This window comes from Roseixanthobacter glucoisosaccharinicivorans, from assembly GCF_043195095.2.
Taxonomy (GTDB): domain Bacteria; phylum Pseudomonadota; class Alphaproteobacteria; order Rhizobiales; family Xanthobacteraceae; genus NCEH01.
In genome coordinates, this window is the sequence record NZ_CM195538.1 from 3,228,173 (window position 1) to 3,245,646 (window position 17,474).

The 17,474-nt window shown below is 66.8% G+C and carries 12 protein-coding genes; 7 read left to right on the plus strand and 5 right to left on the minus strand.

Features of this window, described 5'->3' with window-relative positions; translation table 11 throughout:
• Nucleotides 1–7: 7 nt before the first annotated feature.
• Nucleotides 8–1,363 carry an N-acetylmuramoyl-L-alanine amidase gene (locus tag V5F78_RS15045; protein WP_394071258.1) on the minus strand — a complete coding sequence of 452 codons (1,356 nt, stop codon included), beginning with the start codon at nucleotides 1,361–1,363 and terminating at the stop codon, nucleotides 8–10.
• 842 nt (nucleotides 1,364–2,205) lie between these two features.
• Between V5F78_RS15045 and V5F78_RS15050 the strand changes: the two genes are divergently transcribed.
• Nucleotides 2,206–5,499 carry an Rne/Rng family ribonuclease gene (locus tag V5F78_RS15050; protein ID WP_394071257.1) on the plus strand — a complete coding sequence of 1,098 codons (3,294 nt, stop codon included), beginning with the start codon at nucleotides 2,206–2,208 and terminating at the stop codon, nucleotides 5,497–5,499.
• A 223-nt stretch (nucleotides 5,500–5,722) separates the two neighbouring features.
• Nucleotides 5,723–5,953, plus strand: a complete 231-nt coding sequence (gene rpsU, locus V5F78_RS15055) for a 30S ribosomal protein S21 (RefSeq protein WP_348847404.1) — start codon at nucleotides 5,723–5,725, stop codon at nucleotides 5,951–5,953.
• Between the two features lie 179 nt (nucleotides 5,954–6,132).
• On the opposite strand, the gene V5F78_RS15060 is transcribed toward rpsU, so the two are convergent.
• A complete protein-coding gene (locus tag V5F78_RS15060; RefSeq protein WP_394071256.1) occupies nucleotides 6,133–7,377 on the minus strand; it encodes an MFS transporter in 1,245 nt (414 codons plus the stop codon).
• Between the two features lie 109 nt (nucleotides 7,378–7,486).
• Here V5F78_RS15060 and V5F78_RS15065 point away from each other — a divergent pair, with 109 nt between their 5' ends.
• The 5 genes from V5F78_RS15065 (at nucleotide 7,487) to V5F78_RS15085 (ending at nucleotide 12,810) form a co-directional block, all read left to right on the plus strand.
• On the plus strand, nucleotides 7,487–8,440 hold the full coding sequence (locus V5F78_RS15065) for a LysR family transcriptional regulator (RefSeq protein ID WP_394071255.1): 954 nt from the start codon (nucleotides 7,487–7,489) through the stop codon (nucleotides 8,438–8,440).
• A gap of 32 nt (nucleotides 8,441–8,472) precedes the next feature.
• Entirely contained in the window at nucleotides 8,473–9,948 is a 1,476-nt protein-coding gene (zwf, locus tag V5F78_RS15070) for a glucose-6-phosphate dehydrogenase (protein WP_394071254.1), read from the plus strand.
• A 61-nt stretch (nucleotides 9,949–10,009) separates the two neighbouring features.
• Nucleotides 10,010–10,720 carry a 6-phosphogluconolactonase gene (gene pgl / locus V5F78_RS15075; RefSeq protein ID WP_394071253.1) on the plus strand — a complete coding sequence of 237 codons (711 nt, stop codon included), beginning with the start codon at nucleotides 10,010–10,012 and terminating at the stop codon, nucleotides 10,718–10,720.
• 13 nt (nucleotides 10,721–10,733) lie between these two features.
• Complete coding sequence (gene pgi, locus V5F78_RS15080) at nucleotides 10,734–12,395, plus strand: glucose-6-phosphate isomerase (protein WP_394071252.1); 1,662 nt, start codon at nucleotides 10,734–10,736, stop codon at nucleotides 12,393–12,395.
• A 181-nt stretch (nucleotides 12,396–12,576) separates the two neighbouring features.
• The gene (locus V5F78_RS15085; RefSeq protein WP_394071251.1) at nucleotides 12,577–12,810 is read left to right on the plus strand and encodes a hypothetical protein; all 234 of its coding nucleotides are present in this window, start codon (nucleotides 12,577–12,579) and stop codon (nucleotides 12,808–12,810) included.
• 114 nt (nucleotides 12,811–12,924) lie between these two features.
• Here the strand turns inward: V5F78_RS15085 and oxlT (V5F78_RS15090) are convergent, their stop codons facing one another.
• From oxlT (V5F78_RS15090) to frc, 3 genes are all read right to left on the minus strand, one after another.
• Nucleotides 12,925–14,232 carry an oxalate/formate MFS antiporter gene (gene oxlT, locus V5F78_RS15090; protein ID WP_394071250.1) on the minus strand — a complete coding sequence of 436 codons (1,308 nt, stop codon included), beginning with the start codon at nucleotides 14,230–14,232 and terminating at the stop codon, nucleotides 12,925–12,927.
• A gap of 469 nt (nucleotides 14,233–14,701) precedes the next feature.
• Complete coding sequence (gene oxlT / locus V5F78_RS15095; protein ID WP_394071249.1) at nucleotides 14,702–16,006, minus strand: oxalate/formate MFS antiporter; 1,305 nt, start codon at nucleotides 16,004–16,006, stop codon at nucleotides 14,702–14,704.
• Between the two features lie 89 nt (nucleotides 16,007–16,095).
• Nucleotides 16,096–17,325: a formyl-CoA transferase gene (gene frc / locus V5F78_RS15100; protein WP_394071248.1), complete on the minus strand. Its 1,230-nt coding sequence runs from the start codon at nucleotides 17,323–17,325 to the stop codon at nucleotides 16,096–16,098.
• Nucleotides 17,326–17,474 lie beyond the last annotated feature (149 nt).

The following is a 17,474-nucleotide window of genomic DNA, read 5'->3' on the forward strand; positions in this document are numbered from 1 at the left end:
ACCGGGATCAGCGCGGCACGCTTCCCGTGGCGAGCGGCGCGGGGGCAGCGATGCCGCCGGCGACGCGAGTCGCGAAGAAGTCGGCGATGGCGCTCTGCATGGCGTCCGTGACCTTGTCGCGCCAAGCGTCCGAGGTCATCAGCTTGAGATCTTCGCGGCTCGACATATAGCCGAGCTCCACCAGCACCGACGGCACGTCGTGCGCCTTCAGCACGCGGAAGCCGGCGGATTTGAGCGGCTTCTTGTGGATTCGCCCCGCCCCCTTCATAGCGCCCACGAGGGTGCGAGCGAACAAAGCGGAAAAGTTCTTGGTCTCGCGCTGGGCGAGGTCGAACAGGATGCCGGCGACCTCGTTGCTCTCCTCGGAAAGATCGACGCCGGCGATCAGGTCGGCCTTGTTCTCCATTTCCGCCACCTGCGCCGCCTCGGCGTCGCTGGCGGTCTCGGACAGGGTATAGACGCTGGCGCCGCGCGCCTGCCCGTCATTGCGGGCGAGCGCATCGGCATGGATCGAGACGAACAGCGCGGCGCGATTGGCGCGGGCGATTCGCACCCGCTCACCTAGGGGAATGAAGGTGTCGGTGGAGCGCGTCATGACGACGCGATATTTCCCGCTCGCCTCCAGCTTGTCCCGGAGCGCCAGCGCCACGTCCAGCACGATGTTCTTTTCCGCGAAGGCGCTCGCCCCGGTGGTGCCCGAATCAATCCCGCCATGGCCGGGATCGAGGCAGATCACCGGCCGGGTATCGCCATCGGCAGGGGTCTCCACATGCGCGATGTCCGGCGGAGCGCCGCGCGCTTCGGCTGCGGTGGCCACGGTGGAGGTGAAATTGGCCGCATCGGTCTTGACGAGATCGAGCACGAGGCGCGCCGGCTGGTTGTCCACCGCTTCCAGCACGAACGCCTTGTCGATGGTGACCGGCTCCGCGAGATCGACCACCACGCGCGCCTTGCCGGGGGCGAAATCGCCATAGCGATAGGCATTCACCAAGCCGCGCTTGGTCTGCCCCTTGGAGGCATCGAAGGCGAAGCGCACTTCCGGCAGGTCGAGAATGACCCGGTAGGGATTGGCCAGGGTGAAGGCCCTGAACTCCACCGGCCGGCTGAGATCTATCACGAGGCGCGTGCGCTGGGCATCGCCGGCGAGGCGCGCGTCGGTAGCCACGGCAGGACCGGGCGCGACCGCACGGCCCGCGTCCTCGCTCGGAGCGGATGCCGACGGGGCGGCGGTGGGGGCGGCGTCGGGGCGGGCCGCGATCTGCACCGCCAACGGTTCACCGGCACGGGCCGGCGCGCCGCAGGCGAGCACGAGGCCCATGGCGCCCACAAGGGCAAGACCCAGCGCCTGCCCGAAGACACGCATCGCGCCACGCTGCGGCCGCGCGGCGGCAGCGCAGGACACGGGCGGACGGTCTGCGGTGCGCTCCGAGGACGCGGCACGACGCGGCTGGCGCGATGCCGGCGCCGCTTGTGTCCATCCGGCGCGCTGTGTGCGGGCCCACATGTCCAGGAACCTTCCCTGTCCGCCTCCGGAGACGGCAAGACTTGCCATTTGTACCGGATAGGGGCGCTTTCGTTAATCCAAGGTTGACGCCGCGCACACTTATCGCGGGCCTGTGGTCGGTCCGACACAGGCCAGGATGACATTGTTGCCGCTGGAACAGGCATGAACCTTGCCAAGAGGCGAGCGGGACGAGTAAGAAGGAGATGTATACGGTTCGCGTTCCGGAACAGGCTCTTCGGCCCCCGGCTGCCGCGGCTGCCGCTGATGGCGTCCTGCTTGGGAACTTCCACTTTCCTGAAGCTGGTCCGGCATCTCCCGTCGCAGGCTGCTCAAGGATTTGAGTGTGCCACCCTGCGGCGCGCGCGCCCAAAGCGCGCGACTGGACGGCCGCTCGCGTCGCTCATGCCGCCGAGGAAGCTGTCTGTCGGGGGGAATCGGGCTGCCGTATGCCGGGGCCGGGCACTCGCCTGGTCTGATGCTTCGCTGAGGAACGAGTAGCCGAGGGCATGACTTTCAACCGCACGAACAGCGCGCACCATGTGCGCCCGTGTGTCTCGATGCGGAGGGTGTCGAAATGACCCCCGCGCGCTACAGCTCCTCTGTCTCCTCCCGCTTCAATTTCAGGCGTATCGGCGGTTCGCAGGCTTTGCCGCGCCGACCGTCGCGGAGCTGTGTCTCCGACGCCGCGCAGAGAGATTTCCATGCCCAACAAAATGCTCATAGATGCGACCCACCCGGAGGAGACCCGGGTCGTGGTCGTGCGCGGCAACCGGGTCGAAGAATTCGACTATGAGTCCGCATCCCGCAAGCAATTGCGGGGCAATATCTATCTGGCCAAGGTGACGCGGGTCGAGCCCTCGCTTCAGGCCGCCTTCATCGAATATGGCGGCAATCGCCACGGCTTCCTCGCCTTCAGCGAGATCCATCCCGACTATTACCAGATCCCGGTCGCCGACCGCCTGGCGCTGATCGAGGAAGAAGAGCGCGCCGCGCGCGCCGCCGACGAGGAAGACGAGCGCCGCGAGCGCCGCCGCGAGCGGCCGAAGTCACGCCGCCCGTCGTCGGACGAAAGCGTCTCCAGCAATGTCGAGGAGATCGACGAGTCCGACGTGGTGGAAACCATCGAGGACGGTCAGATTTCCGGTGGTTCGGCCTCGGACGACGATGACGAAGCGCCCGCCGAGCGGCGCGTCGATTATGCCGAGACCGACACCGGCGAGGAAATCCCGGTCGATCCGCGCGACCTGCCCGCGTCCACCGACGTTGCCGACATCATCGCCCACGAGGCAGGCGCGAGCCACGAGCGCGACAGCGAGCTGCCCGCCCCCCAGGAGCAGGCCGGCCTTAACGCCCGCGCCGCCTTCGAGGACGAAGCGCGCGCGGAAGCCCCCCTCGCCGACCGCGAGGACAGCCCGATCCTGCCGCCCGAAGATGGCGCTTCCGCCGCCGAAGGCACGGGCGAGGCATCTGACGGCGAATCGGCTGAGCGCGACACGGGCGGCCGCGAGCCGCGCGAACGCGGCTCGCGCGGCCGCCGCGGTTCGGAGAAGTCCCGCCGCTCGGCCGAGGACGACGAGGACGAGGACGGCGAGGAAGAAGACGAAGGCGTGGAGCAGATGGGCTCCGACGACGCCATGGAAGAGGTGCCCGAGCGCTCGCACCAGCGCCGCGCCCGCTCCTACAAGATCCAGGAAGTCATCCGCCGCCGCCAGGTGATGCTGGTGCAGGTGGTCAAGGAGGAGCGCGGCAACAAGGGCGCGGCCCTTACCACCTATCTCTCGCTTGCCGGCCGCTATTCCGTGCTGATGCCCAATACCGCGCGGGGCGGCGGCATCTCGCGCAAGATCACCAATGCGGTGGACCGCAAGCGCCTGAAGGAAGTGGTGCAGGACCTGGAGGTGCCGGAAGGGATGGGCATCATCCTGCGCACCGCCGGCGCCAACCGCACCAAGGTCGAGATCAAGCGCGACTTCGAATATCTGCTGCGCCTGTGGGAGACGGTGCGCGAGCTGACCCTCACCTCCAGCGCCCCGAGCCTGGTGTATGAGGAAGGCTCGCTGATCAAGCGCGCCATCCGCGACCTGTTCAACAAGGACATCGACGACATCCACGTCGCCGGCGACGAGGGCTTCCGCGAGGCCCGCGACTTCATGCGCATGCTCATGCCGAGCCATGTGAAGAACGTTGTCGCCTATAACGACCACCAGCCGATCTTCGCCAAGCACGGCGTGGAACATCAGCTCGATGCGATGTTCTCCCCCGTGGTCCAGCTCAAGAGCGGCGGCTATATCGTCATCAACCCGACCGAGGCCCTGGTCTCCATCGACGTGAACTCGGGCCGCTCCACGCGTGAGCACCATATCGAGGACACCGCGCTCAAGACGAATCTGGAAGCCTCCGAGGAAATCGCGCGCCAGCTGCGTCTGCGCGATCTCGCCGGCCTGATCGTCATCGACTTCATCGACATGGAGGAGAAGCGCAACAACCGGGCGGTGGAGCGCAAGCTCAAGGATTGCCTGAAGAACGACCGCGCGCGCATCCAGGTCGGCCGCATCTCGCATTTCGGCCTGATGGAAATGTCGCGCCAGCGCATCCGCACCGGCGTGCTGGAAAGCTCCATCGAGGTGTGCCCCACCTGCGGCGGCACCGGCCATGTGCGCTCTGCGGCCTCGGTGGCGCTGCAATTGCTGCGCGCGTTCGAGGAACAATTGGTGCGCGGCGCCACCCACAATCTGATCGCCCGCACCCGCTCGGAAGTGGCGCTCTATGTGCTGAACCAGAAGCGCGCCCACTTGCGCGAGCTGGAAGAGCGCTTCTCCGTCACGCTGCTCATCACGGCGGACGAGAGCGTCACCGGCCACCAGCCGTTCCTGATCGAGAAGGGCGACCTTGCCGTGCCGCCGCCGGCAGCGCCGCGCCTCTCCAAGGCCGTGCATCCCGATTCGATCCTCCCCGAGGAGGATTATGAGGAGGAGGATGAGGACACCGGCGAGGAGGCAGAGGTCGGCGAGAGCGAAAGTGAAGCCGAGGCGGACGGCGAAGGCGGTGCCGAGCGCGTGGACGAGAACGGCAATCGCCGCCGCCGTCGGCGTCGGCGCCGGCGCGGCGAGCGCGACGGCGAGCCGCGCACCCTGCCTGCCGAAGGCGAAGGCGAAGCCGCCGAAGGTGACGACCTCGCCGCAGCCGCCGATGGCGAAAGCGAAGGCGAAGAGTCCGACGACGAAGACCGCGCGGAAGGCGAAGCCCGTGGCGAGACCGAGGGCGAGCGCCGCCGGCGCCGGCGCGGTCGCCGTGGCGGCCGCCGCAATCGCCGTGAAGGCGAAGAGGGCGCGCCGCGCTCCGGCGAGGACGAGGATGGCGCCGAAGGCCCGCTTGCCGAAGGCGCCCTTGCCGAAAGCGAAGGCGAAGGCGAGGCAGATGGCGCCGAGACGACGCTGAGCGCCGAGGTCCCGGTCGCCCTCACCGAAGCCGCCTTCGAGGCGGAGCCGGTGCGCGCGCCCGCCGACATCGAGGGGCCCGCCGCCCACGCGGTGGACGAAGCACCCACCACCCAGGCCGCGCCTGTGTCGGAAACGGCCCCGCGTGCGGAAGCCGCGCCCGTTGCCCCCGCACCGTCGCACGAGCCGGTCTCCCAAGCGGTCGCCGAGACGGCTGCGGAACCCGAACCCGAACCCGCCCCCGCCCCGCGCCGCCGCTCCACCGTGCGCGAGAAGGCGCCCGTCATCGTGACCGAGGACGGCACCCTCGCCCCGGCGGACTCCGCGCCAGCCAGCGATTCCGCGCCGGCTGCGGAATCTGCGGCATCCAACCAGGAAAGCGCCAGCGTTCCGATCGCCGACGCCGATATCGTCGCCGCCGAGCCGGGTGCGAGCGCCGAGGCGGAAGCCCCGCTCGCCCAGCCCGCGCCGGTTGAAGCCAGCGAGAGCCAGGAAGCCGCGCCCGCCGCCAAGCCGCGCTCGGGCTGGTGGCAGCGCAAGCTGTTCGGCGGCTCCTGAGGCGCGCCGAACCCAAATGCGAAAGGGCGGCCCCGTGCCGCCCTTTTTACGTCCGCCGCGCCCTTGGCCTGCGGAGCAAGTGTGGACAAAGACCGGAGCCTCTGATATGAGAGCGCTCCTTCCGGCAGAGACTGGTCCGGCGTGAAAGCGCCCCTCCTGCTTCCGGATATGTTTTTCAGACCAGTGCAAGTTCGCTCGGCGCAACAGCTCGAAGAGGCAACACGTGCAAGTTCTCGTCCGCGATAATAATGTCGATCAGGCCCTCAAGGCGCTCAAGAAGAAGATGCAGCGTGAGGGGATCTTCCGCGAGATGAAGCTGCGTGGTCACTACGAGAAGCCGTCCGAGAAGCGCGCCCGCGAAGAGGCGGAAGCCGTTCGTCGCGCCCGCAAGCTGGCCCGCAAGCGCGCCCAGCGCGAAGGCCTGATCCCCAGCAAGCCCCGCCCCACCCGCTGAGCGGGTCTCCAGCCGCAAAGCGGCTGGTGAGGCATTGAGCTGAAGCGACACCTGCGTGGCCCCTGCCGCGCGGGTTTTTTGCGTTGTGCCCGTCCGCTCGTGTCCGGCGCCGCGAGAGCGGCAAACGAAAACGCCGGCCACGAGGGCCGGCGTTCCTGCTGAAGGATCAGCGATTCGGGTCAGCGCGGCTCGGACAGGCCGATCAGACCGGCGATGACGGAGAACCCGGCGATCAGCGCGCAGACGCCGAGCCAGCCGCCGCTCGCATAGGCAACCCCGCTGAGGGATGCGCCGATGGCCCCGCCAATAAAGAAGATGCCGGAGAACAGGCCGTTCATGCGCCCGCGTGCCGCCGGGCGGATCATGTTGATCGCCCGCCGCCCCAGCGTCTGGTCGCCGACGCAGCCCATGTCGAGCACCAGCCCCGCCACCACCAACAAGGCCAGCGGCACGCCGAACGCACCATCCTGCGCCAGCCATCCGGCGAGCGCGGCAATCCCCACGCCGGCCAGCATGGCGATGTGGGCCACATGCGTGCCGCCCTTGGTCCAGCCCCGATCTCCCGCACGCCCAGCGAGCGGCGCGATCAGGATCGTGCCGCAGCCGGCGAGCGCGAACACCGCGATCTGGCTCGCCGACAAGGAGAACGGCGCTTCCGCGAGCCGCAGCGCGATCATGGTCCAAAACGAACTGAAGGCCGCCATGCCGAGCGCGGCGGTCAGGGACCGGCGGCGCAACACCGGCTCTTCCCGCACCAAGGTCGCGAGCGACGCCAGCAGGGCGCGATAGCTCTCCTGCGAGCGCGGGGGATGATCCGGCAGGCGAAGGGCCAGCACCACCGAAAGCAGCGTGGTTGCCCCTGCCGTCATGAGGAAGAAGGCGCGCCAGCCGGCGAAATCCGCAATCAACCCGGCGAGCGGACGGGAGAGCAGAATGCCCGCCATCACCCCGGCCATGATATTGCCCACCACCTTGCCGCGCTCATGCTCCGGCGCCATGGAGGCGGCGAGCGGCACCAGCACCTGGACGGCGCTGGACCCGATGCCGACGGCAAAAGCGGCGCCGAAGGCGGCGATGGAACTTGGCGCGCCGGCGAGCGCGAGCCGCGCAGCGATGCCGAGCGCCAGCATCAGCAGCGCCAGCTTTCGCGCCTCCATGCGGTCGGCCAGCGGCACGATGAACAGAAGGCCGGCGGCATAGCCAAGCAGGGCCAGCGTCGCCACCAGGCTGGCGAGCCCTTCCGATATGGCGAGGCTGTCCCGCATGGCGCCCACCAGCGGCTGGGTTGCCGTGATGTCCGAGATCAGAAGGCCCGCGGCGATCGCGAACAGCAAGGTGGGTGGGGCGCTCGACGCCGCTTCGAGAGGCACGAGAGGGGGCGTTGCGCAGAGGGGCGCGCGGTCTGCGGCCGGAACGTCGGTCATGGGAAATCCCGCGAATTGAGTTGGCGGGACTGTATGGGCGCTCGCCTTTATGCGACAATTGAATTATGATGATTTTCAATATGCGCAATTCGCATTAGGCAACATCTCCATGAACATCCGCGATCTGGAAGCCTTCCTGGCGGTGGTGGAAACCGGCTCCATCGTCGCCGCCTCGGGCCGGCTGAACCTGACCCAGCCCGGCGTCACCCGGCGCGTGCAGGCGCTGGAAGACGCGCTCGGCGCGGTGCTGCTGGATCGGCAGGCGAAGCCCCTGAAGCCGACGCGCGCCGGGCGCGACGCCTATGAGATGGGGCGCCACGTGGTGGGCGCCGTCGCCGATCTCAAGGCCCGCCTTGCCCCGACCGGCGTGGTGGAGGGCGAGTTCCGCTTCGGCGTCACCCCCTTCCTGTCGGAAATGGCCCTCGCCGAACCGTTGGATCAGCTGCGCGCCGCCTTCCCCCGCCTCATCCCCCGCGTCTCCAGCGACTGGAGCGCCAATCTGATCGAGCAGGTGCATTCCAGCGTCCTGGACGTCGCCTGCCTTTCGCTCGCCGCGCATGCGGCCCCACCGGACGCGTTGGCGGCCATTCCGCTCGGCAGCTTGCCGGTGGAGGTGGTGGCGAGCCGGCACTTCACCTTTTCCGCCTCCACGCGCCTGGTCGATCTTTCCGCCTATCCCTGGGTCCTGAGCCAGCAGGGATGCGATTTCCGCCGCACCCTCAAGCGCACGTTCGAGAATGCCCGCCTGCCGTTCGAGGTGGCGGCGGAGGCGGTGTCCTCAGAATTGCGGCTGTCGCTGGTGGCGCGTGGCGTCGGCATCGGCTTCGCCACGCAGGCCATGCTGGCGGAGAGCCGGCATCGCGACGAAGTGCAGAGCGTGCGGCTGGTGGATTTCGCGCCGCACATGGACGCGTGGCTGGTGCATGCGCCGCATCTGCGCCGGCTCGCGCCGGCCGTGGAGCATCTGGCGCAGCACCTCACAAAGGCGATATCAACATCAGCCCCTCGCAGTCGCAACACAGACGCGAAGGATTTGGTAGAAGACGATTATCGTCTCGCGTGACGGCGCCCCTGGCCCGTCGACTGGAGGTCCCCATGGTTGCTCGCGTCATCACGGTCGAACCGTTCGACATCGTCGTGTTCGGAGCGACCGGCGACCTCGCGAAACGCAAGCTTCTCCCCGCTTTGTATGAACGCGACCTAGCCGGCCAATTGCCAGACGACGCGCGCATCATCGGCGTCTCGCGCCGCCCCATGACCCGTGCGGCCTTCCAGGACTTCGCCCGCGATTCGGTGGAGGACCGCGACGGCATCGACCAGATCGAGCGCAAGCAGCTGGAGCGCTTCCTGGCGCGGGTCGATTATGTCGAGGTCGACGCGGTGTCCGACGAGGGCTGGGACGCGCTCGCCGCGCTGCTCGCCCCCGGCGCCGACAAGGTGCGCGTGTTCTATCTGGCGGTCGGGCCCGATCTGTTCGACGACATCTGCGCCCGCATCGGCGCGCACCATCTCGTCACGCCGCAGACGCGCGTGGTGGTGGAAAAGCCGGTGGGCAAGGATCTCGCCTCGGCCCATGCGGTGAATGAGGCGGTCGGCCGGGTGTTCCGCGAGGAAGCGGTGTTCCGCATCGACCATTATCTCGGCAAGGAGACGGTGCAGAACCTGATGGCGCTGCGCTTCGCCAACGCCCTGTTCGAGCCGGTGTGGAACCATGCCCATATCGACCATGTGCAGATCACGGTGGCCGAAAGCCTCGGGGTCGCTGGCCGGGCGGGCTATTACGACACCGCCGGCGCGCTGCGCGACATGGTGCAGAACCACATGCTCCAATTGCTCTGCCTGGTGGCCATGGAGCCGCCGGTCAACATGGACGCGGACGCGGTGCGCGACGAAAAGCTGAAGGTGCTCAAAGCCCTGGAGCCGATCGACGAGAGCAATGTGGCCGCCCTCACAGTGCGCGGCCAGTATCGCGCCGGCGCGTCCTCCGGCGGCGCGGTGCCGGGCTATCTGGACGAACTCGGATCCAACACCAGCCAGACCGAGACCTTCGTCGCCCTAAAGGCGGAAATCGGCAATTGGCGCTGGGCCGGCGTGCCGTTCTATCTGCGCACCGGCAAGCGGCTGGCGAGCCGGGTGTCGGAAATCGTGGTGGCCTTCCGGCCGATCCCGCATTCGGTGTTCGACGAGCAGGCCGGCCCGATCGTGGCGAACCATCTGGTGATCCGCCTTCAGCCCGACGAGGGCGTGAAGCTGTGGCTGATGATCAAGGATCCCGGCCCCGGCGGCATGCGCCTTCAGCATGTGCCGCTCGACATGAGCTTCGCCGAGGCGTTCGGCGTGCGGAACCCGGATGCCTATGAGCGGCTTCTCATGGATGTGGTGCGGGGCAACCAGACCCTGTTCATGCGCCGCGACGAAGTGGAAGCCGCATGGAAATGGATAGATCCCATCCTGGATGCCTGGCGCAACCTGCGCGAGGCGCCCAAGTCCTATACCTCCGGGACCTGGGGCCCCTCCGCCGCGATCGCCCTGATCGAGCGGGACGGCCGCACCTGGATGGACGATGCCTGAGGGACCATCGCCCCTCGACCGATATGCTTCGCCCGCCCCGTCCCGAAATCCGTGAGCGCCCATGAGTGCGAGCCCCACCCCGGTCGCCTTCACCGCCTATGACGGGCCGGATGCGCTGGCACGCGCGCTCGCGGCCCATGTGGCGGAAGCATTGCGCGCGCGCATCGCCGCGACGGGCGCGGCGAGCCTTGCGGTTTCCGGCGGGCGCACCCCCACGCGCTTTTTCGAGACGCTCGCCGGAGCGCCGCTCGACTGGGGCCGCGTCAGCGTCACCCTGGTCGACGAGCGCTGGGTGGACGAGGCCTCGCCCCGCTCCAATGCCGCTTTGGTGCGGGCGCATCTGTTGCGCGGACCCGCCGCCCAGGCGCGATTCCTGCCGCTCTACACCGGCGCGGCAACGCCCGAGGAGGGCCTCGCGGCGGCGCAGGCCAGCCTTGCCGGCCTGCCCCTGCCCTTCGCGGCGGTCGTCCTCGGCATGGGCGACGACGGGCACACCGCCTCTTTCTTCCCCGGAGCTTCCGCCTTGCCCGCGGCGCTCGACCCCCAAGGCACCGCCCCCCTGATCGCGATCCGCGCGGAGGCGGCGGGGGAGCCGCGCATCACCTTCACCTTGCCGCCGCTGCTGGCGGCACAGACCTTGCTGCTGCACATCGAGGGCGCCGGCAAGCGCGCGGTGCTGGAGGCGGCACGCGCGGAGGGCCCGGCCGAGGCCCTGCCGATCCGCGCCGTGCTGCGGGCCCGCGCCCCACTCGACGTGCTCTGGTGCCCCTGACGGAGATCCGACCATGACCGATGTCCACGCGCCGCAGCCCGGCGCCGAAGTCGACACCCTCTGGCAGGCGCTGAACGCGGCAAGGGACCGCGCCGCTGGCGCGCCCCTGGCCGATCTGTTCGCCGATCCAGACCGTTTCGCCCGCTTTTCCGCCAGCGCCGGCGACCTGCTTCTGGATATTTCCAAGACCGCACTGACCGGTGAGACCCTCGGCCTGCTGTTCCAGCTTGCCCGCGCCACCGGCGTCGAAGAGCGGCGCGCGGCCATGTTCGCCGGCGCGCGCATCAATTCCACGGAACAGCGCTCGGTGCTCCACGTGGCGCTGCGGGATACCGGCCCCGAACCGCTGGACATCGACGGCACGGATGTGAAGGCGCAGGTGCGCGAAACCCTCGACCGGCTGTTCACCTTCGCTGACGCGGTGCGCGCCGGCACCATTGCCGGGCATCGCGGGCAAACCTTCACCGATGTCGTGAACATCGGCATCGGCGGCTCGGACCTGGGGCCGGTGATGGCGACGCTCGCGCTCGCGCCTTATCACGACGGGCCGCGCCTGCATTTCGTCTCCAATGTGGACGGCGCGCATCTGAGCGACGTGCTGAAGCCGCTTATGCCCGCCACGACCTTGTTCATCATCGCCTCGAAGACCTTCACCACCATCGAGACCATGACCAATGCCGCCTCCGCCCGCGCCTGGATCGCGGCGGCCTTGGGCGAGGACGCGGTGGGGCACCATTTCGCGGCGGTCTCCACCGCCCTCGACAAAGTGGGCGCCTTCGGCATCGCGGCGGAGCGCACCTTCGGTTTCTGGGATTGGGTGGGCGGGCGCTATTCCCTGTGGTCGGCCATCGGCCTGCCGGTGATGATCGCCATCGGCTCGGCTGCGTTCGGCGACTTCCTCGCCGGCGGCGCCGCCATGGACGATCATTTCCGCCATGCGCCGCTGGAACAGAACCTGCCGGTGCTGCTCGCGCTCGTGGGCGTGTGGCATCGCGATGTCTGCGGCTATGCGAGCCGGGCGATCATTCCCTACGACCAGCGCCTCGCGCGCTTTCCGGCCTATCTCCAGCAATTGGACATGGAGAGCAACGGCAAGAGCGTGACACGCGACGGCGCCCCGGTCGCGCGGCCGACCGGGCCGATCGTGTGGGGCGAGCCCGGCACCAACGGCCAGCATGCCTTCTTCCAGCTTCTCCACCAAGGCACCGATGTGGTGCCGGTGGAATTCCTCATCGCCGCCCAGGGGCACGAACCGGCACTCCAGGCCCACCACGATCTGCTGATCGCCAACTGCCTTGCCCAATCGGAAGCCCTGCTGCGTGGCCGCTCGCTGGCGCAGGTGGAAGCGCAGTTGCGCGCCGGCGGCATGGACGAGGCCCGGGTGGCCGATCTTGCGCCGCACAAGGTGTTCCCCGGAAACCGGCCCTCGGCGACACTGGCTTATACGCTGCTCGACCCGTTCACGCTGGGCCGGCTGATCGCGCTTTATGAGCATCGCGTGTTCACGGAAGCCGCGATCTGGGGAATCAACGCGTTCGATCAATGGGGCGTGGAGCTCGGGAAGGAAATGGCCACCGCCTTGCTGCCGGCGGTGAAGGGGGGCGCCGCTCCGCAGGGAACCTCGGGGTCGACGGCCGGGTTGATCTCGCACTTGCGAAATCTTTCAGCCAGCTAAGGCAGATCAAGGGGGTGTCGATGCTGCTATGCAGCAATGAGAGGCACCCCTGCGTATTATGTATACCACAGACGCGATGAATTAGGTCAGTATGGCATCCGGAAATGAGGACAGGGGCCGTCAGCACGGCGACCCCGGTGCTCGCAACGGGTGGCGTGCAACGGCACGCCTGGAGGCTAAAATGACCGCATTCGATTTCGTCGCCCTCGCCATCCTCGGTGTCGCCCTGACCGGCGCCGTGATCGGCTTCAGCAATCCCAAGAGCTTCATGGCTGCGGCCGGTGGCGCCAGCATGCCTGCCGACCTCGCGCTGATGGGCCAGGACGAGACACGCTCTGCCGGCACCCTGTTCGGTGGCGACAAGGACAACCAGGGCAGCGAGCCCGCCGTCGCGTCCTTCCCCCGCGGCTTCTGATCGCCTGCATCGCAGGCAACGAAAAAGGCAGGCGCGAACGCCTGCCTTCGGATCCTTCGATCCATCTCCCCGCCCGACGCCCCGCGAGGGACGCCGGACATGGAAAGCGGTGGCTCAGTGAGCGGCCTGGGCGGCTTTGGCTTCGGCCGCCGTCGCCAGCTTGGCATCGGCAACGAAGCGGGCGCGCATGGGCTTGAGCACGAACAGCGCCATCAGCGCCGCCAGGGCATTCACGCCGGCGGTGATAAGGAACACCAGATCCCAATTGCCGAGCTGCGCCACGGCGACGCTCGCGATCGGGACCACCAGCGAGGCGGTGCCCTTGGCGGTGTAGAGGAAGCCGGCATTGGTGGTGGCGAACTTGGAGCCGAATGTATCGCCGCAGGTCGCCGGGAACAGCGAGTAGATCTCGCCCCAGGCGAAGAAGACGAGGCCGGTCAGCAGCACGAAGGCGAGCGGGTTCGAGCCGAAATGGCCGAGGGCGAGCACGCCGACCGCTTCAAGCGAGAACGCGATGAACATGGTGTTCTCGCGGCCGATATTGTCGGACACCCAGCCGAAGAACGGACGGGTGAGGCCGTTCAGCACGCGATCGATGGAGAGCGCGAAGGTCAACGCCGGAAGGGTGATGCCCATCAGGCTCACCGGAACGCCGGCGATGTTGAAGTCCTTGGCGATGGAGCCGAGCTGCGCCGTCGCCATCAAGCCGCCGGCGGCAACCAGCACGAACATCGCATACATGACCCAGAACACCGGGGCCTTGAGCATCTGGCCCGGGCCGTAATCGCGGCGGCTCTGCGTGGCGGCCTTATTGGTGACCGGCGGGAGCTGGCCGGGCTTGGGCGCCTGAAGGAAGATCGACAGCGCCATCACCACCGCGCCCTGGAACAGGCCGAACACGAGGAAGGTCTGCTGATAGCCCTGCGAGGCGATCATCGCGGCAATCGGGATGATGGTGATGGCCGAACCCGCGCCGAAGCCCGCAGCGGTGATGCCGGCGGCAAGGCCACGGCGATCAGGGAACCACTTCAGCGCCGAACCCACGCACGTGCCATAGACCGCGCCGGCGCCAATGCCGCCGATGGCCGCTGCCACATAGAGCACGGCCAGCGTATCGGCCATGGAATTGAGGACCCAGCCGAGGCCGCACAGGAAGCCGCCGATCAGCACGACGATGCGCGGGCCGTACTTGTCCACGAACCAACCTTCGATCGGGACCAGCCAGGTCTCGGTGAGAACGAAGATGGTGAAGGCGACCTGAATGGCCGCGCGGCCCCACTGGTGCTTGTCATTGATGGGCTCGACGAACAGCGTCCAGCCATATTGCAGGTTGGCGATCATCGACATGCAGATCACGCCGATAACCAGCTGCATCCAGCGCCCGCCGATGGGCCCCTTCTGCACAGACTCAACAGACGGCATTTCCTACCCTTCCCTATTGGGGTCATCGAATTCGAGTCGATGAACGGCCCGTGACAGTCGCCATTCTTGATGGTGGCGGGCTCGTTTCGAGCGGCCCGCTGCGAACCAGGCTCGAATGTTCGATGCAAAATACGGTATGCAACATGCAATTTGCGGTAATGTAACAGCTACCGCGCCCCTGAAATTACAGGTTTTTCAGCGTGCGACTGAGAAATGGGGCGAAGGGGGTTCAATATTTTCAACTTTAGATAAAGTGAAATATTCGTAAATACATTTGATTACGTGTTTTTCGACGACGCATCGCGTCGTTTTCACCTTCGCAATACCAGTATGCGCAAGGACATTACATTTACAATTAAAATCCATTCTGACAGTCGAGGACCGGCTCCGAGCGCCGAGAGCCAAAAAAAAGGCCCTGGCGGAGCCAGGGCCTCAAGGGGCCGCCCGAAGGCGGCAGAGGGCCGTTGGATCAGGCGCCGACCGGGGCCTGAAGCGTTGCGCGGGCGGCCGCATCCGCATTCATCTGGTGATGCTTTTTCAGCATCGGCCGCAGAACGAAGAGGGCCATGAAGGCGGCGGTCAGATCCATGATCGCAACGGTATAGAGCACCGTGGACCAGCTTCCCGTCGCTTCCATCAAAATATTTGCAAACGGCACGAGAAGGGCGGCCACACCTTTGGCGCAATAAAGAACGCCATAGATTTTGCCGACGTGTGCACTGCCGAATGTATCCGCGGCGGTCGCCGAGAACAGAGAGTAGACTTCACCCCAGGCGAGAAACACGACGCCCGAAAGGAAAATGAAGGCCCACGGATTGTGACCGAACGCGCCGAGCGCTACGATTCCGATGCCTTCCATCGCAAAAGCGAAAAACATCGTCTTTTCGCGGCCGATATGGTCCGAAACCCAGCCAAACAGCGGCCTGGACACGCCATTCAGGATCCGGTCGAGCATCAGGGCGAACGGCAAGGCCGCCATGGCAAAGAAGTAGAGATTGACCTCGACTTTCTTGACCCCGAGATCTTCCGCGATCACGCCCAGCTGCGCCACCGCCATCAAACCGCCGGTGACGGTGCAGATGAACATGGTGAGCATGACGTAAAACACCGGCGTGCGAAGCGCTTCGCCGAGCGTATAGTCGCGACGACTCTGCGCTACGCTGGACGAGAACGTCACTTCACCCTTCTTCGGCGCGCGCAGGAAGCCGGCCGCAAGCAGAATGATGGCGCCCTGGATCAGGCCGAACAGGAAGAAAGTCTCCGAATAGCCGGAGGTCTTCAGCATGTTGGCGATCGGGATGATGGTGAGCACCGTACCCGAGCCATAGCCCGCCGCCGTCAGGCCGACCGCGAGGCCGCGCTTGTCCGGGAACCATTTCAGCGCGCTGTTGATGCAGGTGGCATACACGCAGCCGACACCGATGCCGCCGATGGCCGCGCCGATATAAAAGCCGGTCAGCGAGGTGGCATAGGAATTCACGATCCAGGACAGACCGGTGAAGAAGCCGCCGACGAACACCACGGTCCGCGGGCCGTACTTGTCGATGAAATACCCTTCGATTGGGGTCAGCCAGGTCTGGACAACCACGAACACCGTGAAGGCAACCTGAATCGACGCCCGGCTCCAGCCGTGCGCGTTTTGAATTTCCGGGACGAACAATGTCCAAGAATACTGAATATTAGCCGCAGCAACCATGCAGACGACGCCGGCAATCAATTGCAGCCAGCGGTTTGTCGTCACAATGGCGGTGCCACCTGACTCCGACGATGCCATTTTCCTACCCTTTTCACGTCAAGCTCTTCTTGTTTTATGAGATGAACCGCCCCACCCTTGGGTCCCTCTTGGGGCGGCGTGTTGACGGATTACACGACGCCGGTGGCGCGCATAGTCGCGATATCTTCGGCACTGAAGCCGACCCAGGAGAGCACCTCTTCCGTGTGCTCGCCAAGCAGAGGCGCCCGCTCCACCGGCACGTCGTTTTCCGACAGGCGGATGGGGGAGGCGACAGTCACATAGGTCCCACGCTCAGGATGGGGGACCTCCACGAGAAAGCCGCGGTCGTAGAGCGCGCGGTCTTCCATGATGTCCTTGGTGGAGAGGATGGGGCCGCAGGGCACGTCGATGGCCTGCAGGGCCTTCATCACCTCGAATTTCGTGCGCTGGCGCGTCCAGGCCTCGATCAGCTCGAAGCACGCTTCGAGCCGCTGCGCCCGCGCCTCATGGCTGGCGAAGCGCTGGTCGTCGATCAGGTCCTTGCGGCCGATCAGGCGCATCAGCGGCGCCCAGCCCTGGGGCTGGATGATCACGTAGCAATAATCGTTCTCGCCGCCGGGCGCACAGCGCAGCGCCGCGCCGGGCTGGCCGCCGCCGGAGGCATTGCCGGCGCGCGGCACGCTCTCGGTCGCCGGGGCGCCGGGATATTCGCTGAGCGGGCCGCTGGCGAGACGCTGCTGATCGCGCAGCTTCACCCGCAGCAGGTTCATGACGCAATCCTGCATGGCGACATCCACCCGCTGGCCGCGCCCGGTGACGGTGCGCTGGAACAACGCGGCGAGAATACCGGCTACGCAATGGATGCCGGTGCCGGTATCGCCCACCTGGACGCTGGCAGCGGTCGGCGGGCCGGAGCGCCAGCCGGTGGTGCTCATGGCGCCGCCCATGGCCTGGGCGATGGTCTCATAGGCCTTCGCCTCCAGCCCGCTTTCTTCCGCGAAGCCCTTGATGGAGGCGTAGATGATGCGCGGGTTGATGGCTTCGATGCGCTCCCAGGAAAAACCCTGGCGCTCCAGCACGCCGGCGCCGAAATTCTCCACCATCACGTCGCACCGCTCGATCAGGCGGACCAGGGCGTCCTGCCCCTGTTGCGACTTGATGTTGAGGGTGACGCTGCGCTTATTGGCGTTGAGCATCGTGAAATAGAGGCTGTCGACGTTGGATTTGTCGCGCAGCTGGGTGCGGGTGATGTCGCCACGGCGCGGCATCTCGACCTTGATCACGTCCGCGCCAAGCCAAGCCAGCAACTGGGTTGCCGACGGACCGGACTGCACGTGCGTCATGTCGAGCACGCGCACACCATCAAGTGCCTTGCTCATGCCAAACCCCTGGAACCGTCCCCAACCACTTTGCGATGCCGATCTGTGCCGGCTTGCAACAGCACATCACCATGCGTCATGATTGATATGCCGTCTATTGAATTTCGTATGCCAAATACAGAAATATCATTGTCACCCTGACGTCGCAA

What these genes read in the sequence shown, in the direction of transcription:
- zwf (WP_394071254.1), top strand. Translation starts at nt 8,473, where the DNA reads ATGGTTGCTCGCGTCATCACGGTCGAACCGTTCGACATCGTCGTGTTC.
- V5F78_RS15050 (WP_394071257.1), top strand. Translation starts at nt 2,206, where the DNA reads ATGCCCAACAAAATGCTCATAGATGCGACCCACCCGGAGGAGACCCGG.
- oxlT (WP_394071249.1), bottom strand. Translation starts at nt 16,006, where the DNA reads ATGGCATCGTCGGAGTCAGGTGGCACCGCCATTGTGACGACAAACCGC.
- V5F78_RS15085 (WP_394071251.1), top strand. Translation starts at nt 12,577, where the DNA reads ATGACCGCATTCGATTTCGTCGCCCTCGCCATCCTCGGTGTCGCCCTG.
- V5F78_RS15060 (WP_394071256.1), bottom strand. Translation starts at nt 7,377, where the DNA reads ATGACCGACGTTCCGGCCGCAGACCGCGCGCCCCTCTGCGCAACGCCC.
- pgl (WP_394071253.1), top strand. Translation starts at nt 10,010, where the DNA reads ATGAGTGCGAGCCCCACCCCGGTCGCCTTCACCGCCTATGACGGGCCG.
- frc (WP_394071248.1), bottom strand. Translation starts at nt 17,325, where the DNA reads ATGAGCAAGGCACTTGATGGTGTGCGCGTGCTCGACATGACGCACGTG.
- V5F78_RS15045 (WP_394071258.1), bottom strand. Translation starts at nt 1,363, where the DNA reads ATGCGTGTCTTCGGGCAGGCGCTGGGTCTTGCCCTTGTGGGCGCCATG.
- V5F78_RS15065 (WP_394071255.1), top strand. Translation starts at nt 7,487, where the DNA reads ATGAACATCCGCGATCTGGAAGCCTTCCTGGCGGTGGTGGAAACCGGC.
- oxlT (WP_394071250.1), bottom strand. Translation starts at nt 14,232, where the DNA reads ATGCCGTCTGTTGAGTCTGTGCAGAAGGGGCCCATCGGCGGGCGCTGG.
- pgi (WP_394071252.1), top strand. Translation starts at nt 10,734, where the DNA reads ATGACCGATGTCCACGCGCCGCAGCCCGGCGCCGAAGTCGACACCCTC.